This window comes from Paenibacillus sp. JNU01, assembly GCF_059130585.1.
Window position 1 is genome coordinate 4,641,307 of sequence record NZ_CP169723.1, and the last position, 23,773, is coordinate 4,665,079.

Annotated in this window: 25 protein-coding genes and 1 riboswitch; of the genes, 17 read left to right on the forward strand and 8 right to left on the reverse strand. The window is 48.0% G+C overall.

Annotation, left to right across the window (positions count from 1 at the left end; genetic code table 11):
* Nucleotides 1-159 precede the first annotated feature (159 nt).
* A complete protein-coding gene (locus NLBNIHML_RS20285) occupies nucleotides 160-561 on the forward strand; it encodes a RidA family protein (protein WP_339239350.1) in 402 nt (133 codons plus the stop codon).
* A 571-nt stretch (nucleotides 562-1,132) separates the two neighbouring features.
* On the opposite strand, the gene NLBNIHML_RS20290 is transcribed toward NLBNIHML_RS20285, so the two are convergent.
* Nucleotides 1,133-2,203: a copper amine oxidase N-terminal domain-containing protein gene (locus tag NLBNIHML_RS20290; protein WP_494352604.1), complete on the reverse strand. Its 1,071-nt coding sequence runs from the start codon at nucleotides 2,201-2,203 to the stop codon at nucleotides 1,133-1,135.
* A 249-nt stretch (nucleotides 2,204-2,452) separates the two neighbouring features.
* On the opposite strand from NLBNIHML_RS20290, the gene NLBNIHML_RS20295 reads away from it, so the two are divergent.
* Both NLBNIHML_RS20295 and NLBNIHML_RS20300 read left to right on the forward strand, forming a co-directional pair.
* Nucleotides 2,453-2,929 carry a GNAT family N-acetyltransferase gene (locus NLBNIHML_RS20295; protein WP_339258650.1) on the forward strand — a complete coding sequence of 159 codons (477 nt, stop codon included), beginning with the start codon at nucleotides 2,453-2,455 and terminating at the stop codon, nucleotides 2,927-2,929.
* A 47-nt stretch (nucleotides 2,930-2,976) separates the two neighbouring features.
* On the forward strand, nucleotides 2,977-4,047 hold the full coding sequence (locus NLBNIHML_RS20300) for a Gfo/Idh/MocA family protein (RefSeq protein WP_339261295.1): 1,071 nt from the start codon (nucleotides 2,977-2,979) through the stop codon (nucleotides 4,045-4,047).
* 90 nt (nucleotides 4,048-4,137) lie between these two features.
* Here the strand turns inward: NLBNIHML_RS20300 and NLBNIHML_RS20305 are convergent, their stop codons facing one another.
* Together NLBNIHML_RS20305 and NLBNIHML_RS20310 are read right to left on the reverse strand one after the other, a co-directional pair.
* Nucleotides 4,138-4,506 (reverse strand): hypothetical protein, encoded by a 369-nt coding sequence (locus tag NLBNIHML_RS20305; protein ID WP_124117824.1) that lies wholly within the window; start codon nucleotides 4,504-4,506, stop codon nucleotides 4,138-4,140.
* A gap of 97 nt (nucleotides 4,507-4,603) precedes the next feature.
* Nucleotides 4,604-7,192 (reverse strand): UvrD-helicase domain-containing protein, encoded by a 2,589-nt coding sequence (locus NLBNIHML_RS20310; RefSeq protein ID WP_339239353.1) that lies wholly within the window; start codon nucleotides 7,190-7,192, stop codon nucleotides 4,604-4,606.
* Nucleotides 7,193-7,760: 568 nt separating this feature from the next.
* Between NLBNIHML_RS20310 and NLBNIHML_RS20315 the strand changes: the two genes are divergently transcribed.
* Together NLBNIHML_RS20315 and NLBNIHML_RS20320 are read left to right on the forward strand one after the other, a co-directional pair.
* A complete protein-coding gene (locus NLBNIHML_RS20315; RefSeq protein WP_494352605.1) occupies nucleotides 7,761-8,576 on the forward strand; it encodes a zinc ribbon domain-containing protein in 816 nt (271 codons plus the stop codon).
* A 68-nt stretch (nucleotides 8,577-8,644) separates the two neighbouring features.
* Nucleotides 8,645-9,451, forward strand: coding sequence for a TrmB family transcriptional regulator (locus NLBNIHML_RS20320; RefSeq protein WP_339258654.1), 807 nt, complete (start codon nucleotides 8,645-8,647; stop codon nucleotides 9,449-9,451).
* Nucleotides 9,452-9,725: 274 nt separating this feature from the next.
* Here the strand turns inward: NLBNIHML_RS20320 and NLBNIHML_RS20325 are convergent, their stop codons facing one another.
* A complete protein-coding gene (locus tag NLBNIHML_RS20325) occupies nucleotides 9,726-10,379 on the reverse strand; it encodes an NUDIX hydrolase (protein WP_339239357.1) in 654 nt (217 codons plus the stop codon).
* A 79-nt stretch (nucleotides 10,380-10,458) separates the two neighbouring features.
* Between NLBNIHML_RS20325 and NLBNIHML_RS20330 the strand changes: the two genes are divergently transcribed.
* The gene (locus NLBNIHML_RS20330; RefSeq protein WP_017690846.1) at nucleotides 10,459-10,761 is read left to right on the forward strand and encodes a hypothetical protein; all 303 of its coding nucleotides are present in this window, start codon (nucleotides 10,459-10,461) and stop codon (nucleotides 10,759-10,761) included.
* 234 nt (nucleotides 10,762-10,995) lie between these two features.
* Here the strand turns inward: NLBNIHML_RS20330 and mscL are convergent, their stop codons facing one another.
* Nucleotides 10,996-11,490, reverse strand: coding sequence for a large conductance mechanosensitive channel protein MscL (mscL, locus tag NLBNIHML_RS20335; RefSeq protein ID WP_339239358.1), 495 nt, complete (start codon nucleotides 11,488-11,490; stop codon nucleotides 10,996-10,998).
* 272 nt (nucleotides 11,491-11,762) lie between these two features.
* Nucleotides 11,763-11,862: riboswitch (purine riboswitch) on the forward strand.
* 300 nt (nucleotides 11,863-12,162) lie between these two features.
* On the opposite strand from mscL, the gene NLBNIHML_RS20340 reads away from it, so the two are divergent.
* Nucleotides 12,163-12,750 carry a xanthine phosphoribosyltransferase gene (locus tag NLBNIHML_RS20340; RefSeq protein ID WP_036613196.1) on the forward strand — a complete coding sequence of 196 codons (588 nt, stop codon included), beginning with the start codon at nucleotides 12,163-12,165 and terminating at the stop codon, nucleotides 12,748-12,750.
* Between the two features lies 1 nt (nucleotide 12,751).
* The gene (locus NLBNIHML_RS20345; protein ID WP_494352606.1) at nucleotides 12,752-14,113 is read left to right on the forward strand and encodes a nucleobase:cation symporter-2 family protein; all 1,362 of its coding nucleotides are present in this window, start codon (nucleotides 12,752-12,754) and stop codon (nucleotides 14,111-14,113) included.
* Between the two features lie 281 nt (nucleotides 14,114-14,394).
* On the opposite strand, the gene NLBNIHML_RS20350 is transcribed toward NLBNIHML_RS20345, so the two are convergent.
* Nucleotides 14,395-14,733 carry a DUF4870 domain-containing protein gene (locus tag NLBNIHML_RS20350; RefSeq protein ID WP_076332729.1) on the reverse strand — a complete coding sequence of 113 codons (339 nt, stop codon included), beginning with the start codon at nucleotides 14,731-14,733 and terminating at the stop codon, nucleotides 14,395-14,397.
* 95 nt (nucleotides 14,734-14,828) lie between these two features.
* Complete coding sequence (locus NLBNIHML_RS20355) at nucleotides 14,829-15,107, reverse strand: transposase (RefSeq protein ID WP_091018633.1); 279 nt, start codon at nucleotides 15,105-15,107, stop codon at nucleotides 14,829-14,831.
* A gap of 400 nt (nucleotides 15,108-15,507) precedes the next feature.
* Between NLBNIHML_RS20355 and NLBNIHML_RS20360 the strand changes: the two genes are divergently transcribed.
* The 9 genes from NLBNIHML_RS20360 (at nucleotide 15,508) to NLBNIHML_RS20400 (ending at nucleotide 23,132) form a co-directional block, all read left to right on the forward strand.
* Entirely contained in the window at nucleotides 15,508-15,696 is a 189-nt protein-coding gene (locus NLBNIHML_RS20360) for a hypothetical protein (protein WP_017690840.1), read from the forward strand.
* A gap of 133 nt (nucleotides 15,697-15,829) precedes the next feature.
* Entirely contained in the window at nucleotides 15,830-16,591 is a 762-nt protein-coding gene (map, locus tag NLBNIHML_RS20365) for a type I methionyl aminopeptidase (protein WP_339239360.1), read from the forward strand.
* A 573-nt stretch (nucleotides 16,592-17,164) separates the two neighbouring features.
* The gene (gene coxB, locus NLBNIHML_RS20370; protein WP_494352607.1) at nucleotides 17,165-18,217 is read left to right on the forward strand and encodes a cytochrome c oxidase subunit II; all 1,053 of its coding nucleotides are present in this window, start codon (nucleotides 17,165-17,167) and stop codon (nucleotides 18,215-18,217) included.
* A gap of 71 nt (nucleotides 18,218-18,288) precedes the next feature.
* Nucleotides 18,289-20,139, forward strand: a complete 1,851-nt coding sequence (gene ctaD / locus NLBNIHML_RS20375) for a cytochrome c oxidase subunit I (protein ID WP_442033705.1) — start codon at nucleotides 18,289-18,291, stop codon at nucleotides 20,137-20,139.
* On the forward strand, nucleotides 20,136-20,762 hold the full coding sequence (locus tag NLBNIHML_RS20380) for a cytochrome c oxidase subunit 3 (RefSeq protein WP_047840264.1): 627 nt from the start codon (nucleotides 20,136-20,138) through the stop codon (nucleotides 20,760-20,762). Before ctaD ends, NLBNIHML_RS20380 begins: the two co-directional genes overlap by 4 nt.
* Before the next feature lie 3 nt (nucleotides 20,763-20,765).
* On the forward strand, nucleotides 20,766-21,086 hold the full coding sequence (locus NLBNIHML_RS20385) for a cytochrome C oxidase subunit IV family protein (protein WP_278297054.1): 321 nt from the start codon (nucleotides 20,766-20,768) through the stop codon (nucleotides 21,084-21,086).
* Nucleotides 21,087-21,194: 108 nt separating this feature from the next.
* Nucleotides 21,195-22,118, forward strand: a complete 924-nt coding sequence (gene ctaG, locus NLBNIHML_RS20390; protein ID WP_339258660.1) for a cytochrome c oxidase assembly factor CtaG — start codon at nucleotides 21,195-21,197, stop codon at nucleotides 22,116-22,118.
* 35 nt (nucleotides 22,119-22,153) lie between these two features.
* A complete protein-coding gene (locus NLBNIHML_RS20395) occupies nucleotides 22,154-22,618 on the forward strand; it encodes a DUF420 domain-containing protein (protein WP_339258662.1) in 465 nt (154 codons plus the stop codon).
* A gap of 142 nt (nucleotides 22,619-22,760) precedes the next feature.
* On the forward strand, nucleotides 22,761-23,132 hold the full coding sequence (locus NLBNIHML_RS20400; RefSeq protein ID WP_105601396.1) for a hypothetical protein: 372 nt from the start codon (nucleotides 22,761-22,763) through the stop codon (nucleotides 23,130-23,132).
* Between the two features lie 113 nt (nucleotides 23,133-23,245).
* Here NLBNIHML_RS20400 and NLBNIHML_RS20405 read toward each other — a convergent pair whose 3' ends face one another.
* Nucleotides 23,246-23,572 (reverse strand): hypothetical protein, encoded by a 327-nt coding sequence (locus NLBNIHML_RS20405; RefSeq protein WP_494352608.1) that lies wholly within the window; start codon nucleotides 23,570-23,572, stop codon nucleotides 23,246-23,248.
* Between the last annotated feature and the right edge of the window lie 201 nt (nucleotides 23,573-23,773).

Genomic DNA, 23,773 nt, shown 5'->3' on the forward strand with positions numbered 1-23,773 from the left:
TGACTGACCAACCTGTCATGAGGCAGGGCACCGCGTGCTGAAGCTGCACTAAGATAGAATTAAAATCTATTCTATTGTCTGAGATGATGGCGGACTGATATAATTCATGTTTAATCAGATGAGATACATACAACCAAAGCAAAGCGAGGGACGAGAAAAATGAGTAGACAGCAGGTATTTACCGGTTCCCCATGGGAACCGTTGGTGGGATATTGCCGTGCCATCCGTGTAGGGAACCGAATCGAAGTGGCGGGTACAACTGCGATGCAAGATGGTGTAGTCGTTGGAGCAGGTGATCCGTATGCACAGACGAGGTTCGTTTTGCAGACGATTGAGAATGCACTGAAAGAGTTGGGGGCTGACATGTCGCATGTCGTTAGAACGCGAATGTTTGTGACCGATATCTCCAGGTGGGAGGAAGTTGGCAAGGCCCACGGTGAATATTTTGGACAGATTCAGCCTGTAGCCACCATGGTTGAAGTTAGCGCACTCATTGATCCCTTGTTGATGGTTGAGATTGAAGTGGAAGCGATTGTTGAAGATGAAGTCCAAGGTGGTTGATCTGGCGATCTCGCTTATCGTGAAGATTTTCTAAGGAACTCAGCAAGTCTTATTTGGCCCCCAGGTCTTCTTCTGAAAATGTAAGGAACATCAGGCACGTTATTTTCCGAATTAGCCTGACAAAAACGCTGTAAACAACTGTTTATTCACACATAGCGTGGCTGAGATTCCTTAGGTTTTTACAGGTACTTCAATTCCTTGAATAAGACGTCTCAGATTCGTCAGCGCTAATTCTGCTTGCTCTTACATTCCTATGCAGAGCATGTCTTTTTCAGGCGCATGTCGTATACAGCGTACGTTGCAAGTGCCTGCTCCGGACAAGTTCAGGTGTGCTTCGCTTTGAAGCGAGTTTGAAAATACGCTCCAAAAACCCAAAAACCTAAACCCAAAAACCCAAAAAAATAACCTTACCCATGCCTGTCGGAAGACAAGCGGATAAGGTTATTTTTATTGACTTCGCAGCTGCTGGACATTATGATGCGACGCCCTCCTGACACCAAGCCAAGATATGCATGCCGTTAGCAACATAGAACATATGCCTCAACTCAACCAGTCTCGTTTATTAATCGATTTATTTCGCTTCCAGTTGTGCTGCTGGTGTTTCAACAACCACTTTCCATGCCGTTCCGATTGGAGGCAGACTGCGTGTTAGCATAGGGCTGTAGTACCCAATCACTTTAGTTCCTTTAGTCAGTTCTTCAGCTTTCACCGTCTCACCTTCGTGGTTCACGAGCAGCGTATCTTTAGCGATATTCAGCACGACATGGTCAGGAGCCGTCTCGGTTAAACGTGAACCTGTGATCTCAATCTGTGAGATAAGGCCTTCTGCATTTCTTACATCTTCAATTGTACCCGCTGTACCCAGTACCTCTTTAGGTTGTGCCTCAGATGCTGTAGCCGCATCCAGTACAGTGACTTTATAGGTCGGGGTTTGTGGTGGCAGACTGCGGGTAGTGATCATGGAATGCTCAGCTTCCACGTTCATGCCGATGGCCAGATCAGTCAGTGCAATCTCTTTTCCCTCAACGGAGATGAATTTCGTCTCATCGCTCAGATTGAGCACGATGCCATCCAACCCTGCACCGCCAATCTGGATGGACTTATATTTATCCTGGTTCGAGATTCTGGTAATCACACCACGCTCAGTGATCGTCTTCACGTCCTCTTCACTAGAGATCGTCACCTGATTTCCTGTTGTGTTCACTTGTCCATGCAGTACCTTTTCGGCAAAAGAAGCCGGTACATACAACGTGCCGCCTGTGATTTCGGGTGCTGTATCCAGTGTGAGCAGCATTTTATTTACGGAATATTGATCTTTGCCTGTGATTACCTGTGTCCAGAGAACACCTCGCGTCAGCTCCGCGGTTTTATTTTCTTTATGCCATTTCAGTTCAATACCCAGTGCTTCGGTAAGATCACGCAGTGGAATCATGGCTACTTTGCCATCCTTGTTCCAGTAACCATCGGAAATGGATGCACCATTCACGGATACGTTTACTGCACCAGCTGTGTTACTATCTGCTGAAATGGATGTTTGATGGACTGGTTGTGTGTTGTCCAGTGTTGCTGCATAAGCGGCTCCACCACCCAATGCCATGGATAGGGCCATCAGCGCACTTACTTTTTTCATGTTGTTATTCATCAATATTCATCCCTTCTAATCTTTGTAATGTCGCGGTAAAATCTTCCTTAGAGCCACGCTTCAAGTTAATAGACGGGACAGATCGTCTCAGTGTTGCAGTTGGCATGCAATGAATCTAAGCGGTATGTTAGTTTGAATTTGAAATATCGCTTGTATTGCAGGTTATCGGCAGCAGGATCAGGTTAATTTCAGGTAGGTGGCCAAACCGTTGTCCTATTTCACATTCAAGTACGAGGAGGAACCGATTAGATGAGTGATATGTTAGTAGCGCTCTATCGTTTACCGGAGCAAGAGAGTGGACTGAGAAAGCTGCAGGAATCCTCCATTGTGATTCGAAGAGCCATTGCCCCAGAGAAACAGCTTGTACTGGATTGGGTGAGGTCACATTTTAGCCAAGCTTGGGTGGATGAATGTGAGGTCGCTTTTGCACGTCAGCCCGTGTCCTGTTACATCGCCGTTGAGCATGGGAAAATGATCGGATTTGCCTGTTACGAAGCGACATGTCGCAACTTCTTTGGACCTACAGGCGTGAGCCAGGATGCACGGGGCAAAGGTGTAGGCACAGCCCTGTTACTGGCCTGTATGCATGCGATGAAGGCGGACGGTTATGGTTATGCCATTATCGGATCAGCGGGACCTGTAGATTTCTATGCCCGGACGCTGGGTGCTGTGAAGATCGAAAATTCAACCCCGGGTATTTACGAAGGCATGCTGCGGGCAGACTAGACGATAGTGATGTTGTGGAAGTTGTGGAAAAGGAAGGGAGGACGATGATGAGCACGAAACAAATGCTGCACATTGGGATGATCGGTACAGGATCCATCTCGGATCTTCATATGAGGTGTTACGCCAAAAATGAGGATGCTGTCATCTATGCCATCTGTGATCTGAACGAAGAGCGGGCTAAAGCCGCGGCACAGAAGTATGATGCTCAATCCGTGTACACCGATTATCGGGAGATGCTGGAGGACCCGCATGTCGATGCCGTCAGTATCTGTACCTGGAATAATACACATGCAGAATTCGCCATTGCTGCACTGGAGGCAGGCAAGCACGTACTGTTGGAGAAACCGGTCGCAACCAATGTGGAAGATGCACTGCGGATTGAAGAAGCGGTGAAGAAGAGCGGACGTACGTTTATCGTTGGATTTGTGCGGCGGTATGACAACAATATGCAGATGATGCGCAGATTCATAGATGCCGGAGAGTTTGGTGAATTGTATTATGCCAAAGCTTCCATTCTGCGTCGTCACGGTAATCCAGGCGGTTGGTTCGCTGACAAAAGCCGTTCCGGTGGAGGCCCACTGATTGATCTGGGCGTACATATCATTGATCAGTGTTGGTATTTGATGGGCAAGCCCAAGCCTGTTTCCGTCAGTGGTAATACGTATCGGAAGCTGGGCAATCGTGCCCATATCGAACATCTTTCTTTTTACAAAGCAGCCGACTACAGCGCAGCTGTGAATGACGTGGAAGATATGGCGAATGCACTCATTCGGTTTGAAAATGGGGCTTCGCTGGCGGTGGATGTAAGCTTCACCCTGCATGCACGCGGAGATGAATCTTCCGTGAAATTATACGGTGAGCGTGGTGGGTTTGAATTGGAGCCGGAGACAATCATCGTCACGGAGAAAAATAATACCATCCTGAATATTGAACCCCAGACGGACAATACGGGTCTCCATATTCATAGCGCTTTTCAGAACCAGATCGACCACTTTGTGGATTGTTGCCTGAACGGTACAGAGCCGATCAGTCCAATTGCGGATGGGGTGGCTTCCACACGTATGTTGTGCGGAATCTACGAATCTGCTGAGAAAGGCCAAGAGATTCGTCTGGATTGAGTCCAGTGTAAGGGACGGTTATTCTTCGTAATATTAAAAAGCATGCGTCTTCCGCGTGATCTGCGGTTGCGCATGCTTTTTCGCATCAGGTCATTTATTCAGTGGTGAATTCTCGTATCCAGGGTCATCATAATCCGTATCCTGCAGCCTTGGAAGCACGTTCATGCTCTCAATCGCCTGCCGGGTATCCGGCGTGCCATGGTCATACAGAAACGTATACAGCAGAGTCATGCCATCCGAAAATTGCTCTGTTGCCTCATCGTGGTCTGCCGATTTGTAGGGTACGGGAGCCCGTTGCAATGTGTAGGCATCGTCATCCTCCAGCACCTTCATCAGATCTTTCAATCGGCCCAACTGTTCATCATCCACCAACACCTCAAAGGGTGTAGATTCGTTCTTTGTTTGTTCAATCAAGTTATGAGTTACCGATACATACAGATGTTGTTTGCCGTCCTGCATAATCCAACCCCCATTCTGAAATGGAAAAAAGACGCTTCTACTGTTAATAAACAGCAAAAAGCGCCCTGAAACGAGCTATAACTGTATCCCGTATCGTTTATTTCCCAAATCTCCCCGTTACGGGAACCTGGCGGGTACCGGCCTCCATTGATCCTGAACACAGGGGACAGGCGGGTGGACCGGATGATGCCTTCTTGTTTGTTTTGGCAGAAGGCACAGCCGGTTTCTGTCTTAGCCACGCTTTACAGGTGGACGAACTGCATTTCCAGACCGCAACGGTCTCCGTGCGCTCAGCATTACCCGAGGCTGAACCTGAACTGTGGGACTGTATACGGGAGGAACTCGCAGCTGTTGGACTGATACCTGTGGTACTGAACGCCTTATGATTGCGAATTTCCCCACTACCACGCCGTTCTCCAAGGCGATCCTCATCCCGTTCATTGTGGACCTCGAAGTCACGACGGTCGCTGTGGTTGATGGCACGGCGTTGTGCTACATCCCGACCTTCGGAACGGCCACCCGATCCCGAGCGGGCATATGATCCATTGCCTTTGCCATATGAAGTCGGGCTGCTGGTCCGACTCTCCTCACGAGGTTTGCGTTTATCCGGAACTTCCATGCCGAAGGCTTCAAGCAGGAAGCGGGACACATCTGCTGGCTTTCCGTGATGAGATGCGGGTGAAGTGACATACAAGTACTGCTTGGCCCTTGTGATGGCAACATAGGCAAGCCTGCGTTCTTCCTCCAACGCCATGTCCAGCTCGGCGTCTGTCTGCTGCACAGCAAGCGCAGCCTTTTGATCTTCGGGGATATCCTGTCGCAGTGCTGTACTGTGAGGCACAATTCCCTCACTGGCTCCGATCCAGTACACACAAGGGAACTCCAGTCCTTTGGCCCGGTGAATGGTCATCAACTGTACTGCGTCACTGTCCTGTGCGCGGCGTAGAGATTCCATCTCCCGGTGTCTGCGGGATAACTCATCCGCGAACTGGATGAACTCTTCCACCGTTTCGAATTTTTTAACGGCAGCTTCGAATTCATCCAGAGTTTCCAGCATCGTTTCCTTATAATGGGTGAAGATGCTGGGATCACCACTTTCCATATACTTGTCGTAGAACTGCCTGCGCATTTCCTGAATGGCGATGATTGGCTTTAGTTTGTGCAGTGATTTGATCAGCTTGATGCGCTCTTTGACCTGTTCCTGCTGGAATGGTTTCAGCTTGTCCCATTTCACCAGATGGATGAGTGGATATTTCTTCGCCTGTTGTTGTTCGCAGCGCTGTATCCATTCCAGGCCAGCATCCCTTGAAACGTAGAGCGGTCCCAGCGCACTGGGAAGAGCATCCATGGCTCGTGGATCAAGAGACAGACGTAGATGATCCATCAGGGGCCTGATGAGAGACTGGTCGTAGAACACCGGGGAGGCACCATGCTGTACAAAAGGCACATCTTTCAACACAAGCTGCTCGAATACAGCCCGGCTGCTGCTTGCAGTCCGGTGAAGAATCGCAATATCACGATAGGTGTGCTGCCCTTCTTCAACCTGTTGGCAGAGCTGATTCACGACCCACGCCGCTTCTTCCTCCGCATTGGATGGTGTGGCAAAACGCGGCGCATCTCCGCGGTTTCCGGCGGCACGCAGCCGTTTGTCACGTCTGCGTTTATTACGGGCGACCAATTCGCTTCCGAGTCCAAGAATGCGTGCATCACTGCGATAATTGATATCCAGCGTCACAATGCGTGCACCGGGGTATACTTTATCGAATTCCAAAATCGATTCCTGGCGTGCGCCATTAAAGGTATAGATCGTCTGGTCATCATCTCCTACAACCATCAGGTTGCGGTGGGCGGAAGCCAGTTTTTGCACAATCTCATATTGCAGATGGTTGGTATCCTGGAACTCATCCACCATAATGTACTGAAAACGTTTCTGAAGCGGCCCCAGGACAGCCGGGTCACGAAGCAGAGCGGCAGCGCGCAGTAAAATATCGTCAAAGTCCATTTTGCCCCGCTCCTGCTTCCAGGCTTCGTAACCAAGCAGAACACGCTTGGCATCGCGTTCCTCCTGCGATTTTTCAGGCAGGTCAGTTGTTTCCGATCCTTGCATCTTCCACGCGGACAGCATCGCCAGCAAACTTTCAGGCTGGAAGGCTTCACTCATGCCATTTTGGCGTAAAAGCATCTTGAGCACCGTATGTTGGGCCCGTGACTCGCCAAAAATCTCTTCCTGCACGCCATAATGACGCAGTAATGTCAGCGCAAAAGAGTGGAAGGTGCGAGCCTGCACGGCTCTCGCAGCTGCCGGACGTATACCTGGCAATGCGGCGATCCGGTCTTTCATCTCGGTGGCGGCTTTGTTGGTGAACGTCACCAGCAGGATACTGCCCGCATGTACACCGCTGACCTCTATGAGGTAGCCGGCTCTTGCAGCGAGTACAGTCGTTTTGCCACAACCGGCTCCGGCAAGCGTCAGAATAGGTCCTCTGCCGTGACGGACTGCCGAGATTTGTGGTGCATTTAGCTTAATGCCAGCCTCTTCCAGAGAACGAAAGTAAAAGGCATCTTGTTGATCATTGCCCACGAGTTGCCGACTGGTCTCCAGCGGAGCAGACGGGGACTGGGGCAGGGATGCCGCCGGGGTAACCCCGAGCGGACGGGGGTAGAACGTTGAGTTCGGACTTAACATGTTTCATCCACCTCTGTATGCATTCAGGGATAGGACTATCCCAGCTAAAAGTAAACCATTTGCCCTTTTCACAATCGCATTGTAAATTGGTATGATAGAGTTAGTTGCCTAATCAGGCGGTTAAGTAGGGCCAAAGCTTCATTATACCCGAACGTATGGTCTTGACGAAAGCCCCCGATTTCATCCAGTATCGGTATTAAACGGGCACCTGCACAAGATTACGCAACTTTTTGGCATGATATCGTATAAGTTATATGCCTGAGCATTTTGCATGAAAGATGTAATATGCTAATTTACCACAAGTATGTGTTCAAAAAGTCTGGTTTTCAGTACCGAGAAGATGGAATGAAGCTAGAAATGGAGTAGCGGAGCGTAGGGAAAACTACGTGAGCAACTACAATGTTTCCGAAGGAAACATACTTCGTAAGCATATTCTTATTCGGCTGAATGCCATATTCGATGCTGATGATGCCGCTGGCATCCTTCGTAATCAAAAGCGGACTTTTTGAATAACCTCTAAAAATTTAAATGATAATATGGGTTTTGACGGGACAGAGGAGGAATGGTCATGAAACTGCTTCAACGCATCAAAGACGGAGCGAACAAAGCAACAGAGCGTGCCCAGCACGCCGTTGAGATTGGGAAATTGAACAACCAGATTGTGGGCTTGCAACAGGAACAGGAAGTCCATTTTACAGATATGGGTCGCATCTTCTATGAAGGTTATCGGGCACAGGATATGACGCGTGCAGAAAAAGAGATGGTGGAACTGTCGCGACTCTGCGACGAATTGCAGGACGAGATTGATGGCCTGCGCAACAAGATTGCAGAGCTGAAGAATGAACGGTTGTGCGAATGTGGACATGTCGCTTCCCTGGACGCCAACTTCTGCCCTAAATGTGGACGCAAGTTGGGTGAACTCAAGACAGCAGCACCTACAGCAGGAACTGCAGGCGTTGCAGGAGCAACCACAGCTGCGAGACAAGAGGCAGCTGTGGCACAGAACCAAACTCCGGAGCCGGACTTCTACGATGCGCCAGCCGAATTGGAACTGGAGGAAGACGAGCCGTATCACACGGTCATTCCGTCCATAGCCGATCTGGAGACGGAATCCGAATATAACAGTACGGAATTTACGCAGGAAGAAAAGGAAGCGTTCGATGCAGAGTGGGAACGTCGCAGAGATGAAGAGATGCAACGGGAACGTGAGCGTCAGCAAGAACTGGACGAACGCATCCGCTACTGGAAGGAAAATAACCCAATCGTGAACAAGGTGGACGTACAGACCGAGGTTTCACGCGAAATGGTGAACTGTCAGATTTGTGCAGCCGAGCTGCCCAAAGGTTCGAAATGGTGCCCGCGTTGCGGAGCCGAACAGATCTGATGCAGTAGAAGCACTGCCGCATCAATGTGAGGCAGTGCGGGTTGCTGACAGCATGGGGGGACGGGAATATGGACCAACTGCTGCATCATTTGCGTCATCTCGGATTTACCGAGATGGAATCTAAAATTATGGTGGAACTCGCCCGCCAGGGATCAGCTTCAGGATATGAGGTTGCGAAGCGGCTGGGCGTGTCCCGTTCCAATGTATATGCGACCCTGCAACGGCTGGAACAACGTGGTTTCCTGCGGTGCAGTCCGGGGGAGCCTGCGAAGTATAGTGTGCTGAAGCCTGAGGAGATGACACGTATGATCTCCGATCAGATGCGTACCTCTCTGGATTATGTCCAGAGCAGCATGCCCAAGAGTGAACCGGAGAAGCCTGTCTTCTATAACATTGAGGGTGACAAAAATGTGTTTGAGAATCTGAGCCGTGAATTGGCTGAGGCTCAGCATGAGATTGTTGTCGACGTCTGGCGTGAAGAGGCAGAGCTGTTACGTAATGATTTACAGCAAGCTGAAGCTCGCGGTGTACGGCTGTTATGGTCGTGTGATGGTGGTGAAGGCATGCTGGATCAGCCTGTCCCTTGGCCGGGGTTGCCTTTGTATGGAGCGGGTAACGGTCGGAAATTCTCTCTGGTTATAGACCGCCGCTGGTGCATGCTGGGCATGCGCGGGGAATCATGCGCTACGCAGGCAGTGGTGACGGAGCATCCGGTAATGACCGGGTTGCTGCTGAATCATTTTGCTCAAGAACTGGTATTGTACGAGCTGGAACAGGATATGGGTGAGGAACTGGAGTCCCGCTATGGACACCGGTACGAAGAACTCTCAGCACGGTACTGGTCTTCGCCTTCAGGAGAGGGCGGGAAGAGCTAGGCAGATCATTAATGAATTCACTCCCGATGGAGTGAACATCTAGCACAAAGGTACCTTTCCTGATCTTGATGAAACAATACTTGCGTACATAAAGCAGGCGCTGCCCGAGAGGCAGACGCCTGTTTATGCTGGTTTGAGGTATGACAGTGATGTTCGTCACAGCATCTGTTTCCAGTCAGGTCAATAGTAAAGGTATGAAGTGATGCTATTTTTGAGAAAATGAAGCTATGAACATTTGATTGAACTGGATTGGGTTGAACCGGATTGTACATGATCAATCTTTGGGCACGTGATACAGTGCCTCCAGCACGTCCGTATAATAAGCAGTGCCATGAGGTACAAATTCCGTTGCCCGAATCTCACGAACGATACGCTCCGGTTGATAAGCTGCATGATCGCTTGACGGCTGAGTCTGAACTCCGGTAGCTTGAATGACGTCGATTTCACAGCGGAACAGAGCGAGTAGATCATCCAGCGGCACCTCATACAGGCTATCCACCTCGCTGGGCTGCAGAACGTAGGCTTCAAGCGGCTGGTTCAGACATAATCCATAGACCGCACTGAATTCCCGATCTACGAATGGAACACCACGGACTTCTCCTTGGAGCTGCTGTGTAGCCGTGAATAGATAGGTCAGTGCATTGAAAGATACATCTACACCCAATTCTTCCTCCAGCTCACGACTGGCGTCTTGCAGTTGTTCACCTGCGGTGAGATGGCCTGCTGCTGTAATGTCGTAACATCCAGGGAAGGTATCCTTAACATCACGCCGCCGCTGAAAAAGAACCTGACGTTGTTCGCCTTCGTCACGCACAATCCAGCAGTGGAATGAACGGTGCCAATATCCTTTGGCATGGACCTCGCTACGTGGCGCTGTACCGATCCAATGTTGCTGATCATCATAAATGTCGAAACGTTCTGGGCTCATGAAACGTATCTCCTTATATAGCAGTTTTTAAAGTTCAAAATTTCACAAAGTATGTTTTAAACGAAAGGGGAACGATCGTATGGAATGCATTGTACACTTTCAGGTGATTTATCCGCAACCTCAGGAGCGTAAAAGCCTTCGAGGACTTATATTTGTAGGGCAAGGTCAGGAACCGGCTAATAGTCAGTTAAGCAGCATGTTTAAGGATATGGGATTCAATGTACGTTTGGAAGATGAGGCTCAATTGTTGTTCAAGCCAGTGGATGCTTCGGCAAACTTTGAATATATTCGCGTGACAGAACTGGACACCGGAGAAGAAGTTTACAAGGAAGATAAGGATCTGAAGTCGATTCTGGAGCATTTGCTGCCACGCCGTTTCTAGTTCATAAAGATGGGGCGAATGAAATTCAACGGGGCAGTAAATGTAATACATGTATGTAAGGCATAAAAGAAGGCCCCACCTTTACGGTGGAACCTTCAAGCTACGCCATATCGTATTAAGTCTTTGTGCTTAGCTTTTCATACATATACCCTAACAAGTCGGGAAGTTGTTCTCGGCATTCGCATCAGGATTTATCAGGAAGCCACATCGGTGTACGATTTAACCCAATTGTAATTACGCTGTTGCGCCGCTTCCTTCTGGTTCCAGCTCTGAAGTACAGTGTGAGCAGCGGGTAGCCGCGGCTGGGATTTCAGATAGGCAATACTTGCAAGCCTTGGTCGTTTTTTGCGGCTCGGGCTTTTTGTGTTCCTTGCTTTTGAGGTAGTTGATACCCTTCACAAGCATGAAGATACAGAACGCAACGATAAGAAAATCAATCATGACGTTGATGAACTGACCATAAGCAATTACGGTAGCCCCAGCTTCGTTAGCTTGAGCAAGTGTGGTGATGTCCTGTCCATTTGCTGTTTTCATATCCCGATCCAGATTAATGATTTTCTGACTGAAGTCGATTCCACCCAGCAGTTTTCCAACCGGTGGCATGATGATATCATTCACAAGCGATGTGACGATTTTACCAAAAGCAGCCCCAATAATCACACCGACCGCCAGATCGATGACGTTGCCGCGGACGGCAAACTCCTTGAATTCTTTAAGTACGCCTTTCATGTCTGCATATCTCCTTTGATCATTTCAATTCATAATGTAGGCCGCGGTTCCATCCATTCTCCGTTCGGATCCGCGCTTCCGTTCTCATATTGTACATAAAAAATGGATTCCTATCACCCCCTGTTTGCAAATTAAGACAAGTTTCCGCAACTTCCATGAAAATACTTCTTTATTTCATGCCGCCGATTCGGTATACTTCTAACATTGTCAGTTATGTATAGCCTTTTACATTCAGGTTCGCGATCATACATTGTAACGAATCATGGAGCCAAAAAATTAAATATGCCGTTACTCGTATATGTGCAGGAATAGGCCTGCATGTCTCTACCCGATCACCGGAATGATCGGACTACGGGAAAGATGCTGCAACATGTTGTATGGTTGGAATGAGATTATTCTCAGACAGTTTCACTGAAGAGCAGGTTCAAGTAGCTTTTATCTGTTTCTGGATAGACTGTATGGAGTTTGACGTCTCAGGAGTGAACTTCGGCTCTAATGTCCTTCCAGTACATTTGCAGCATCCATACGGCTTGTCCATATACGTACAAGTCCGTCTTTTCCCGTCTCCGGTTATTCCGTAGCGTGTGACAAGGCGGGCTTTTTGCTTTTTACCATGAGATCGAAGAGGCATGTGGGTTTCTGTGCGGAGGGCATTCAGGGGGAAGAATTGCAATGCAATTGTTAAAAGACAAGGTAAGACAGGAAGGTATTGTCCTGTCCGAGCAAGTACTCAAAGTGGATTCATTTCTGAACCACCAGATGGACCCGGTTCTGATGAAGGAAGTGGGCAAGGAATTCATTCGTCGTTTTGAAGGCGAAAATATCACACGTGTGCTAACGATTGAATCGTCAGGGATTGCGCCAGGCATCATGACCGCGTTGGAGCTGAACGTACCGCTTATTTTTGCACGGAAGCAGAAGTCGCTCACACTGACGGAAGACATCCTGGTGGAGAAGGTCTACTCCTTCACGAAGCAGGAAACGAATGAAATTACCGTTGCCAAGAAATTCATGAAGCCTGGGGATCGCGTATTGATCATTGACGATTTTCTGGCAAACGGTGAAGCAGCATTTGGGCTGGCTCGCATTGTGGAGCAGGTTGGAGCAGAAGTGGTTGGCATCGGTATTGTTATTGAAAAAGCATTCCAACCGGGAGGTCGCTTGCTGAAAGAAGCAGGATACCGTGTGGAATCACTGGTTCGCATCGGGGCTTTGTCAGATGGACAGGTTACATTTGCGGACGAGGAGGGCACGAACTAATATGGCACGCGAACGTATTTTTCAGCGGCATCGGCATCCAATCAAAACGTTCTCACTCGGACTTCAACATGTGCTTGCCATGTATGCAGGAGCCGTTGTCGTTCCACTGATCGTTAGTAACGCACTGGGCTTTACACAGGAACAATTAACCTATCTCATTGCCATTGATTTGCTCGCATGTGGTGTGGCTACACTGCTTCAGGTATGGGGAAATAAATATTTCGGTGTAGGACTGCCTGTCATGCTCGGTTGTGCATTCCAAGCCGTGTCTCCAATGATTCTCATTGGAATGAACAGTGGGGTATCTGCCATTTACGGAGCTATTATCGCTTCAGGGCTGTTTGTATTGATCTTCTCTGGTCTTTTTGGGAAGCTGATTAGGCTTTTCCCTCCTGTCGTGACAGGTTCCGTTGTGACCATAATTGGTCTGACGCTGATCCCGGTTGCTTTCCACGATCTGGGTGGCGGTCAGGGCCAACCGGACTTTGGTAGTGGAACGAATCTGTTGCTTGGATTCGGTGTACTGTTATTTATCATCCTGATGACACGTTTCACAACTGGATTCATCCGTTCCATCTCGGTACTGATTGGTCTGCTCGTTGGTACGCTGGCGGCAGGATTTATGGGCGAGGTTAATTTTGCTCCTATTCGCGATGCAGGTTGGTTCCATGTTGTTCAGCCGTTTTACTTCGGTACACCGACCTTTGAGATTGTGCCTATCTTGACAATGATTCTGGTGGCGATTGTCAGTGTGGCCGAGTCCACAGGTGTATTTATGGCTCTGGGCAAAATTTTGGAAAAGGACCTGTCCTCCAAGGATCTGGCCCGTGGTTATCGTGCTGAAGGTCTGGCTATTGTGTTGGGCGGTATTTTCAACTCGTTCCCATATACAACGTATTCGCAGAATGTAGGTCTGGTACAGATGACACGTGTGAAGACACGTGATGTCATTGTTGTGGCTGGTGGACTCCTGGTGGTCATCGGATTTGTGCCGAAGATTGCTGCGCTTGCACAGCTCGTTCCGGGGGCAGTTCTTGGTGGAGCCATGGTAGCCTTGTTCGGCATGGTGGTATCATCCGGTATTCGGATTATCGGTAGTCAGGTCGATCTAAACCGTCATGAGAATTTGTTTGTCATTGCTTGTTCTGTAGGTATGGGGTTGGGAGTTACCGTTGTGCCTGAGTTGTTTGCTGGTGCACCGGACTGGGCTCAGATTATGCTCGGTAACGGTATCATAGCAGGCAGCTTCACGGCGATCTTCATGAACCTGCTGTTCAATGGTCTGGGCACCAAGGAAACAGCTGCCAAGATGGCTGAACAACAGGCAGATGCCATTCTTGGAGAGACGGGCAAGTCGGCTTAATAGCCGACCTAGACCTATAATCCAGCATGATAGTTATGTTAACTGTTCCTGAATACACCCTTCATAAGATGAACATTTAAGCAGGTTGATACTTCGTGATTTACAGCATGAATGGTTTATGACATTTATCATTTATGTTGTGAATGTTCAATCACATGAATAAGTCACCTTTACATGCTAAACAACGAATGTATATAGAAGCCGATATATAATTAAAAGACGATCCACACCCTGTTTGAAAGGGGGGATCGTCTTTTCTTTTGCATCATGTCTTCCTAAAGTTACAGATGGCGCATCTGTTTCTCTGCAAAATCGCCAACCCACGGCAGCTTTAGCCATTTCCCCTGCAAGCTGGTGACCACCATGATGAGCCAGACCACCACACCGAGCAGGGATAACAAGGATGCCACCAGTGGTCCAAATAAGGGAAGAAAAGTCGATAATACATGCCCAACCATAATGATGCCAAAGACGGTTACGGATTGCAGCGCATGAAATAGCACGAACCGACTCCGCTTCTCTACCGCGAGAAAAACAATCCCGCCTACAAAGGTAAACAGATAACAGAGCATACCGGCAATATTTTCATCCAGACCGCTAGACGATTTCATGGGGGACATCCGGTCCAGCCTCCTTTAACCTTTTTTTATTAGGCTATGAAGGAGATGGACAGAACTGAACCTGTGAATTTATCCGACTAACAAATCAAACAATATTATCTTCCGCCCTCGATCTGTCTGCGAGGGTTTGTGATCTTGCCCATTTTATCTGTATCGTTTTCCTTGGGAACCAATCTTTCATCGGTACGTCCTTCATGATGATTATCAAAAGCATACTCCGTCAGCTTCCATTCTGACTTGCCGAGAACGGGATCTGCCGGGAAGTGTTGCCCACGATGCAGATGTTCCTCACGTCCAGCTTCGTTGATATATACTCCGTCGACTTCCACCTTTTCATGTGAAAGGGGCAGCATATCCTGTTCTTTGCGTTCCATGAAACGGCGCCTCCTTTTAGATACCATTAATTTAACTGTATAGGTTGTCCGTGATAATATCCCCCGAATAGTTCAGTGTTATGCTGGATATATTAATTCCGTATAGAATGGTGGCATTCATAACACATGATTCGGAATTAAACTTTTTGGGCATGAAAACCGTTATATTTATTAGAGGAAATCGTCAAGTCGTAAGATACTTCCGAATATGATACAATAAGATTATGATTCATTCCGAATCATATCGGGTATTTATAGTGTCAGGTACTTGCTTTCTAGCGAGGTTCCCGACCTAAAGCTTGCTTTAAGCCGCGCACACAACTTCATGGATGGCATTTAAGACTTATTCGGCATTCTCTAAACGGAGCATTCACTTTCAACGTTTTGGGAGGGAATTACAATGGCAACGAAAGGTCACAATGAGGTCAAAGAAAGTTTGAGGGAAATGACTCGGATTTTCCGTCCTAAAGATCCAAAAAAATTCGTGAAGGAGTACGTGAGAAAATACCGGATTACGGGTGGATACGAGGAAGAATTGACTTCTGTGGTTGAGCATGAGCTTGTCAAGATGGATTCTTCCGTGTCCTGAAACAACACACAACTCTGATTATACTGTTCCGATAATGAATAGAACCGTCTTCCGGGCGATAAGCTCCGGCAGACGGTTTTTTTTGCGTTCCTGCTGCATATATATGGGAGTACACCTACAGCGGGAAGGATGAATGCATGTGGACCCTATTTTAAAAACCAAAGAAGAGATTGGCTACATGCGGGAAGCTGGACGAATTTTGCGAAGTTGTCACCAACATATTGAGCAGTGGATGATACCTGGGATCACGACAGCGGAGATCAATGAGCGGGTGGAAGGGTTTCTGGCAGCACATGGGGCCACACCGGAGCAGAAAGGATATAAAGGATATCCGTACGCCACATGTGCCTCTGTCAATGAAGTAGTCTGCCACGGATTTCCGGGAGAAGAAGAACTGGCGAGTGGGGATGTAGTGACCATCGATATGGTGGTGAACAAAGACGGCTGGCTTGCTGACTCGGCCTGGACATATGGCATTGGTGAACCAAGCAGATCCATTCGCAAGCTGATGAGACGCACGGAGAAGGCCCTTGAGCGGGCGATTGCCCAGGCAGTTCCAGGGAATACGCTCGGAGATATTGGAAGTGCCATTGAACGAACAGCCAGATTGTATCGTTACGGAATTGTAAAGCCCCTCATTGGTCATGGAATTGGTCAATATATTCATGAGCCGCCAAATGTGTTGCCGTATGGCAAACGCAGAACGGGCACGATGCTCACCGAGGGCATGGTCATTACCATTGAACCCATATTTACGAAAGGCAGTTCCGGGGCCGTTGTATGGGATGAAGATGGATGGACAGTAAGGACGGTAGATGGCAGCTGGGGAGTGCAGTATGAGCATACAGTTGCGATTACTGGGGATGGCCCCTTGATTCTGACCAATGGTACATGAGAAGAATTAAGGTGAAGGTGAAGATGAGGAAATGAATTGAACCTTTCGGAGGAATGCTCCATGCTGTTTTGAGCTTGAATGTAGCGGTATGGAGCGATAGGTATGTTTTCTGAATGGACATGGAAGAGGTCTTCCATAAAATTGGACCTTTCTTTTGCATAATATCGCATGTTTTGAATGTGAGAAAAATCACCAATAAATCGAGTTTTATCACCGAAATTTGGCAAAAATTTTCAAATGTAGAGTGTAATACTTTTAACTGAAATCGTTTGCAAATCAAGTTGTAGAGCGGTTTTTTACATAAAGTGAACAATTTGTGAACATGTGTCCAAAGATTGACAAAATCATACCCTCAACTTATATTTAATAAGTGATTGAAGCATATAGAATGAATTGGAAGAATGCGCAGACATGCCCTGAGCAGGAAATCACGGGAGTACTGGAAGCGTTATTTTTGTAAGCGTTCTGTATGATGAAGAGGATTATGCGTATCGTGCCGAAACGTACCTTTTGTTGCCTTTCTACTGAACGACAACGGTAATCTACGAAAACGTAAAAAAGTGGGGTAGATCAATGATGAAACAGTGGCAGGTTGCAAAGCGAATTCTCCCCTTGCTGGCGGTGTTCTCTTTGCTGCTATGCGCATGCGGGCGGGAAGACTTGTCGGTAATGAAACCTCAGGGTCCTGTGGCGCAAGGCCAATATGATCTGATGAAGTTATCCATCACGATTATGATCGTGGTGCTCATCATTGTATTTGCTATAGCGGCCTATGTTCTGATCCGGTTTCGTAGAAGATCCGGGCAGACCGACATGCCTGAACAGGTTGAAGGTAATTTCAAGCTGGAAGTAATATGGACAGCCATTCCGTTATTGCTGGTTATTGTGCTGGCAGTACCGACAGTCCAAACGATTTTTGCCCAAGGCGAAGATCTGTCCAATGACAAAAATGCACTTAAGGTCCAAGTCACCTCGCATCAGTACTGGTGGGAATTCACTTATCCTCAATATGACGTAACCACCGCTCAAGATCTCATCATCCCGACCGGAACAAAAATCGCATTTGAACTTAAAACCGCTGACGTGCTTCACTCCTTCTGGGTGCCGTCACTTGCGGGCAAAATGGACACAAACCCGGATGGAACACTTAACAAGTTCAGTTTCTCTGCACCGAATGAAGGCGTTTACCGCGGTAAATGTGCCGAGTTATGTGGCAGATCGCATGCCTTCATGGAATTCAAGGTAAAAGCAGTGAGTCAGGAATCCTTTGACAGATGGGTGAATCAGATGAAAGCACCTGCAGTCCTTCCTGAAGATACTCAATTAGCCGAGAAATTCAAAACAAACTGCCTTTCTTGCCACGCTGTTGGCGATCAAGGTGGACCAGTAGCACCTAACTTGACGGGAATCGGCGGCAAGGAATCTGTCGCAGGCATTTTGCTGAATTCTCGTGAGGGACAGGAAGAAGGTAGTCCGGTACTGGATAACATGAAAGAATGGCTCCATGATCCACAATCCGTGAAGCCGGGCAATACCATGCCGAATCCCAAGGATCTTGGGTTGACGGATGAAGAAATCGACGGAATTGCCGAATATCTGGCCAACTACAAATTGGACTATGAATAGAACAGCAAGGACGAAGAAGGGGGTACACAACCTTGGCTCATGCGCATAGCGTCAAGAGGTACAGGGGCTTGATGGATTGGATCACCACCGTCGATCACAAAAAAATCGCCATTCTCTATTTGGTTGCGGGTGGATTTTTCTTTGGAATCGGCGGCATTGAAGCCATTTTAATTCGGATTCAACTGATGAAGCCTATGAATGATTTTGTATCGGCACAGGTCTTCAACGAATTGATTACCATGCATGGAACAACGATGATTTTCCTTGGTGTCATGCCACTTATTTTTGCCATTATGAATGCAGTCGTGCCTTTGCAGATCGGGGCACGGGACGTTGCCTTTCCTTTTCTTAACGCACTTGGTTTCTGGACGTTCCTTTTTGGGGGACTGCTGTTGAACCTGAGCTGGGTTATGGGAGGAGCACCGGATGCGGGCTGGACCTCATATACGCCGCTTTCGGGCAGTGAGTACAGTGGAACGCATGGTGTGGATTTCTATACCATCGGTCTTCAGATCGCGGGTCTGGGAACACTCATCGGGGGCATTAACTTTCTCGCAACGATTATTACAATGCGTGCTCCAGGCATGTCCTACATGCGGATGCCGATGTTTACATGGACGACATTTATTACATCTGCCATTATTCTTTTTGCTTTTCCTGCCATCACGGTAGGGCTTGTACTTTTGACGTTTGATCGTATACTTGGAGCGAATTTCTTCGATGTAGCAGGGGGCGGTAACCCCGTACTCTGGCAGCACATCTTCTGGATTTTCGGGCACCCGGAAGTATACATTTTGATTTTGCCGGCATTTGGTATCATCTCGGAGGTTATTCCGACCTTCTCGCGTAAACGGCTGTTCGGTTACAGCTCCATGGTATTTGCCACCATCCTGATTGCCTTCCTGGGCTTCATGGTATGGGCGCATCACATGTTTACAACAGGTCTCGGAAATGTAGCCAACGCGCTATTCTCTATCTCGACAATGTTGATTGCCGTACCGACCGGGATCAAAATCTTTAACTGGCTCTTTACGATGTGGGGTGGACAGATCCGCTTTACAGCGGCGAACCTGTTTGCTGTTGGATTCGTTCCAACCTTCGTTATGGGTGGTGTTACCGGTGTCATGCTGGCATCTGCTCCGGCGGATTTCCAGTTCCATGATACGTACTTTGTTGTAGCCCACTTTCACTACGTTATTGTAGGGGGACTTGTACTCGGCTTGTTCTCGGGACTGCATTACTGGTGGCCGAAGATGTTCGGACGTATTCTGAGTGAAACACTTGGAAAATGGACATTCTGGACATTTATGATTGGTTTCCAATTAACGTTCTTTGTACAGCATTTCCTCGGTCTGATGGGAATGCAGCGCCGGATCGTTACATATTTGCCGAATCAGGATTTTGATCTGCTCAATCTGGTCAGCTCCGTCGGGGCTTTTCTGATGGGTGTGGGAGTTATCTTATTCCTCGCGAACATCGTAATCACCATGAGAAAACCGGCTGGTGCGCCAAACGATCCGTGGGAAGACGGTCGTACTTTGGAATGGTCCATTCCTTCACCGCCGCCGGAATACAATTTCAAGCAGACTCCGCTGGTACGTGGAATTGATGCGTACTGGAAGGAAAAGATGGCAGGACATACGGAGATGACACCAGCAGAACCCGTGGGTTCGATTCATATGCCATCAGCAACGCCGTTGCCGTTTGTAATGTCTGTGGGGATCTTTATTGCCGGACTTGGTCTGATGTTCAGCAAGGATGAATTCGGTAATGCGTTTATGAATGTATTGTTTAACAATTATATTGTAGTTGTTATTGGTCTTCTGATTACATTTGGATCAATGGCACTGCGTTCACTTTATGATGATCATGGCTGGCATATTGAACCGGAGGATCAGGATGAGAAGGGGGCTAGGACATGACAACCTCACATGCCGAACCGGTGAACGACAAATTGCCGCATGAACCGGAGAAAGCAACGCTGGAGGGACGTAACAAGCTAATTGCCTTCTGGTTGTTCCTTGGCGGAGAGACGGTACTGTTCGGTACGCTCTTTGCTACCTTCCTGGCTCTTCGTGGCCAAACCAATGATGGACCTACGGCGAATGAACTGTTTCACCTGCCACTCGTGGCCGCTGCAACGTTCATTCTCTTGGTCAGTAGTTTGACGAGTGTATTTGCAATTCAGGCCATGCATAAGGGCAAGCGAGATGCACTGGCATTGTGGCTTGGCATCACGGTGGTACTGGGTATGGGATTCCTCGCGCTGGAGATATACGAGTTCTATGAGTATGTGAAACATAAAGAGTTTGGCATGACTACCAGTGCCTTTAGTTCAGCATTCTATACACTGGTCGGGTTCCACGGAGCGCACGTTGCTTTCGGTATTGTGTGGATCGGAATCATTATTGGGCAGCTGTTCAAAAAAGGATTGACGGTCGTAACTGCACCTAAAGTATACGTCTCCGCAATGTACTGGCACTTTATTGACGTGGTCTGGGTGTTCATCTTTACGGTCGTGTACCTGCTCGGAAAGGTGGGGTAACACATGTCAGCACAGGATAAGACAGATCAACAGCCTGTGAAGCACCGTCACCGGACGGAAGGGCCACAGAAACACGTCGTGGTGTTTGTTTTCTCCATTATTCTCACGCTGATTGCGTTTGCGGCTGCTTCTGCCGGAGGGGTCAACACAACCTTTACGATAATTATTTTGCTCGTGATGGCTATTCTTCAGGTATTCGTTCAGTTGGGTTACTGGATGCACATGAAGGATAAAGGGCATTTGATGCCAATCCTGTTCATGGCCTTTGGTTTCTTCGTAGCCTTTACGTGCATCATTATGGCACTTTATTGGGTCTGGTGGTAAAAGAGATGGCGGCGGCGCAATGCCGCCGTCTTTTCCCCTTTTTGGCGAATGAATCTTCACAAAGAAATAAAGGCAACAACCAAATCAGGTCACGGGGAGGTTTCCCGTATGCTCGGGTTGCAATATTTTAGCTTCAACGACTTATGGAGTCCACTTATATTGGCTTTATTTCTGATCATTGCTGCGGCGTATTTAGTGCTCGTGGGACCGTTAAGCGAGCAAATAAAAGATGCAGAGCCTGCGACTGCCGGTCAGAAAATCATGTTTATTACAGGGCTGTTTGTCCTCTATCTGGCTCAAGCTGGACCATTTAATCTGCTTGGTCACGTGATGTTTAGTTTTCACATGGTAAGCATGGCGTTCTCTTATCTGGTAGCGCCGCCGCTGATGATGAAAGGTTTGCCGATCTGGGTATGGCGCAGAATCGTACGCTGGCTACCAACACGCCAGCTATCGTTCCTGGCTCATCCGATCGTTGCGGCAGTGATCTTTAACGGGCTGTTTTCGCTGTATCACTTACCGATTGTACATGATTACGTTATGCTGAATTTTACCGTTCACCGGTTGTATTATATTGCACTGTTTATCACCTCTATGCTCATGTGGTGGACATTGCTGAATCCGTTACCAGAGGGCAGACAAGCTTCGGGTCTATCCAAGATCGGTTTTATTTTTCTGAATATGGTGCTGCTCACACCTGCGTGTGGATTGATTATCTTTGCGTCCGAGCCGTTGTATCAGACGTACAGCAACCCGGCAGTATGGGCTGAAGCCATGCGGTATTGTGTGTCTGGGGATTCTACGGCTTTACTTCGCTCATTCGGTGGACCGGCCTTCTTCAACTTCCTGTCCTCGGCGAAGGAAGATCAGCAGGTCGGTGGCATTGTAATGAAGTTTATTCAGGAAGGGATCTTCGCCTCTATGCTGGCCTATGTCTTTTTCCAATGGTATCGGAAAGAGAAGCAGGAAGATGATGATGATTCGTATCCTGCTGGAGGCGCTGGGGGGCCACTCAATCCGGCTGCCAAATAATTAAGTCAATGTTCTGACAAGAGGGGGAACACACGATGGATATGTATTTTTGGCTACCTACGATCAGTACTTCTTTCATTGTGATAAGTGCAGTACTGGTGGGGATTGGATGGGTACTGATTATTCGGGGCAAACGCGAGGCTCATCAGTCCGCCATGGTAGCAGGTGCGATTGCAGCTCTAATCTTCTTTGTGATCTATATGTCTCGCACAATATTCGTAGGTAATACGGCTTGGGGTGGAGACCCGGATCTGGAGATCTTTTATCGGATATTTCTAATTTTTCATATTATCCTGGCTACCGTGGCAGCGATATTCGGTATTTCAACACTGGTGTTGGGGTTCAAAAAGAAGTTCGGAACACATCGCCGCTGGGGCAGGTTCACGTCCATGATCTGGTTCGGGTCAGCATTAACAGGTGTTGTTGTGTATGTTCTTCTATATCTCTTATATCCTGGTGGTCATACACGTCCGGTGTGGGAAGCTATTCTCGGCGTGTAAAAGTGGGGGCACAACCTCGGGCTAATCGTGCGTGCGTCACTATGATCTTCTGAAAATATGAAAATGGACGAATCTAGCAGAAGATTCGTCCACGCTACCTCTCTCATTCATTCATAGAATGAGTTCGAGAGGGGGAAACAAAATGAAAAAAACAGTCAATGTCAGTCAAACGTATCCACGCCTTACCGTGTATTCAGAAGAGAACTACAGAGGAAGAAGCCGCATCTATCGTGGCAACACGGGTCTTCGTAACCTGGACAATATTTTGGATGGGGTAGAGAGCCTGCGTTTTTTCTCAACAAGTTCCAATGCAACACTCGTTGTGTTCACGCGGCCTAACTTTCAGGGGGGATTCCGTGTCTTCCGCGGCAACACCAACTTGAGAGATTTGGATGATCTGATCCGTGGCAATGACGTGGAATCCCTGATCTCCACGAATGAACGGCTGACTCTGGCCGAGATTCGTGCGATCCGCGCCAACCGCAGTCTGCCTAGTGGTTATAACCTCGTTTAATCGCAAGGCCTCTTCTTCTAACAGGTGCTAGAGAACGGCAAAGGGCTGTACCCGAATTGTGTTTACACAATAACGGGTACAGCCCTTCTTTTGTGATCGGGAATGATGTTTGTTTAATCCCCGCCACCCCCACTGTCGCCACCGCCACTATCTCCTCCAGAATCGCTGCTACCACTATCGCTGCTGTGATGAGAATGTATGCCTGATGAAAAATCTGAATCATGATGTTTGTGATCCGGTATGTGTCTGACATGTCGATCGTAGGATTCATCTCCTGTAATGACCGGATATCCCGAAGCAGAGTCGGCATAACCGTTGTTACGATGTCTGCGGTGTCTGCCTTTTTTGGCAGAATGACGATGAGGTTCATCCCGGAGGATCAACCAGATAACGACGATAAGGAAAAGGAGCACAAACCCGATCTCGACCAGCCAATCCATAGTTGTAATCTTCCTTTCTTTGATCCGTGACTATAATTTATTTTAACGTAAATTTGAACTGTGTCCTATCCCATCTTCCTGATTCAGGAAAATTAGGGGTTGACGGGATCAGAATTCGGTCTGTATACTGTGTATATTGATATATACAGTAAACACAGTGATTACAGTGCGCAAGATGAGTGAATGACAACTGAAAGGCAG

What these genes read in the sequence shown, in the direction of transcription:
- NLBNIHML_RS20360 (WP_017690840.1), top strand. Translation starts at nt 15,508, where the DNA reads ATGGCAACGAAAGGTCACAATGAGGTCAAAGAAAGTTTGAGGGAAATG.
- NLBNIHML_RS20315 (WP_494352605.1), top strand. Translation starts at nt 7,761, where the DNA reads ATGAAACTGCTTCAACGCATCAAAGACGGAGCGAACAAAGCAACAGAG.
- NLBNIHML_RS20400 (WP_105601396.1), top strand. Translation starts at nt 22,761, where the DNA reads ATGAAAAAAACAGTCAATGTCAGTCAAACGTATCCACGCCTTACCGTG.
- NLBNIHML_RS20380 (WP_047840264.1), top strand. Translation starts at nt 20,136, where the DNA reads ATGACAACCTCACATGCCGAACCGGTGAACGACAAATTGCCGCATGAA.
- NLBNIHML_RS20355 (WP_091018633.1), bottom strand. Translation starts at nt 15,107, where the DNA reads ATGGAACGCAAAGAACAGGATATGCTGCCCCTTTCACATGAAAAGGTG.
- NLBNIHML_RS20330 (WP_017690846.1), top strand. Translation starts at nt 10,459, where the DNA reads ATGGAATGCATTGTACACTTTCAGGTGATTTATCCGCAACCTCAGGAG.
- NLBNIHML_RS20305 (WP_124117824.1), bottom strand. Translation starts at nt 4,506, where the DNA reads ATGCAGGACGGCAAACAACATCTGTATGTATCGGTAACTCATAACTTG.
- NLBNIHML_RS20285 (WP_339239350.1), top strand. Translation starts at nt 160, where the DNA reads ATGAGTAGACAGCAGGTATTTACCGGTTCCCCATGGGAACCGTTGGTG.
- NLBNIHML_RS20345 (WP_494352606.1), top strand. Translation starts at nt 12,752, where the DNA reads ATGGCACGCGAACGTATTTTTCAGCGGCATCGGCATCCAATCAAAACG.
- NLBNIHML_RS20405 (WP_494352608.1), bottom strand. Translation starts at nt 23,572, where the DNA reads ATGGATTGGCTGGTCGAGATCGGGTTTGTGCTCCTTTTCCTTATCGTC.
- NLBNIHML_RS20320 (WP_339258654.1), top strand. Translation starts at nt 8,645, where the DNA reads ATGGACCAACTGCTGCATCATTTGCGTCATCTCGGATTTACCGAGATG.
- NLBNIHML_RS20300 (WP_339261295.1), top strand. Translation starts at nt 2,977, where the DNA reads ATGAGCACGAAACAAATGCTGCACATTGGGATGATCGGTACAGGATCC.
- NLBNIHML_RS20325 (WP_339239357.1), bottom strand. Translation starts at nt 10,379, where the DNA reads ATGAGCCCAGAACGTTTCGACATTTATGATGATCAGCAACATTGGATC.
- mscL (WP_339239358.1), bottom strand. Translation starts at nt 11,490, where the DNA reads ATGAAAGGCGTACTTAAAGAATTCAAGGAGTTTGCCGTCCGCGGCAAC.
- NLBNIHML_RS20340 (WP_036613196.1), top strand. Translation starts at nt 12,163, where the DNA reads ATGCAATTGTTAAAAGACAAGGTAAGACAGGAAGGTATTGTCCTGTCC.
- ctaG (WP_339258660.1), top strand. Translation starts at nt 21,195, where the DNA reads ATGCTCGGGTTGCAATATTTTAGCTTCAACGACTTATGGAGTCCACTT.
- coxB (WP_494352607.1), top strand. Translation starts at nt 17,165, where the DNA reads ATGATGAAACAGTGGCAGGTTGCAAAGCGAATTCTCCCCTTGCTGGCG.
- NLBNIHML_RS20290 (WP_494352604.1), bottom strand. Translation starts at nt 2,203, where the DNA reads ATGAATAACAACATGAAAAAAGTAAGTGCGCTGATGGCCCTATCCATG.
- NLBNIHML_RS20295 (WP_339258650.1), top strand. Translation starts at nt 2,453, where the DNA reads ATGAGTGATATGTTAGTAGCGCTCTATCGTTTACCGGAGCAAGAGAGT.
- NLBNIHML_RS20395 (WP_339258662.1), top strand. Translation starts at nt 22,154, where the DNA reads ATGGATATGTATTTTTGGCTACCTACGATCAGTACTTCTTTCATTGTG.
- NLBNIHML_RS20310 (WP_339239353.1), bottom strand. Translation starts at nt 7,192, where the DNA reads ATGTTAAGTCCGAACTCAACGTTCTACCCCCGTCCGCTCGGGGTTACC.
- NLBNIHML_RS20385 (WP_278297054.1), top strand. Translation starts at nt 20,766, where the DNA reads ATGTCAGCACAGGATAAGACAGATCAACAGCCTGTGAAGCACCGTCAC.
- ctaD (WP_442033705.1), top strand. Translation starts at nt 18,289, where the DNA reads ATGGATTGGATCACCACCGTCGATCACAAAAAAATCGCCATTCTCTAT.
- NLBNIHML_RS20350 (WP_076332729.1), bottom strand. Translation starts at nt 14,733, where the DNA reads ATGTCCCCCATGAAATCGTCTAGCGGTCTGGATGAAAATATTGCCGGT.
- map (WP_339239360.1), top strand. Translation starts at nt 15,830, where the DNA reads ATGCATGTGGACCCTATTTTAAAAACCAAAGAAGAGATTGGCTACATG.